Source organism: Pseudoalteromonas sp. S4492, from assembly GCF_005886115.1.
In the GTDB taxonomy this organism is placed as follows: Bacteria; Pseudomonadota; Gammaproteobacteria; order Enterobacterales; family Alteromonadaceae; genus Pseudoalteromonas; species Pseudoalteromonas gelatinilytica.
The window spans coordinates 1-203 of record NZ_PNCP01000192.1 but is presented as its reverse complement, the minus strand read 5'-3'; the positions used below and the strand labels follow the sequence as shown (position 1 = coordinate 203).

The following is a 203-nucleotide window of genomic DNA, read 5'->3' as shown; positions in this document are numbered from 1 at the left end:
GGGGGGAAGCAAACCCGCGCATTATCAATATTTCCTCAGCCAGCGCCTGGCACTACGACGAAATGGCTCATCTCTCCATTTATGCTGCTACCAAGGCAGCTGTGGAACGCTTTACCCGTGATCTCAGGCTGGAGTGTCAGGCAGATAGCATCGGTGTGACCTGCATTCGCCCGGGGGCTGCCTGGACCAGTTTCTCCGAGGGC

Annotated in this window: 1 protein-coding gene; it reads left to right on the top strand. The window is 57.6% G+C overall.

Going from position 1 to position 203, the window contains the following annotated elements:
- A partial coding sequence (locus CWC28_RS21340) for an SDR family NAD(P)-dependent oxidoreductase (RefSeq protein WP_138625756.1) occupies window positions 1–203 on the top strand: 203 nt, incomplete at both ends.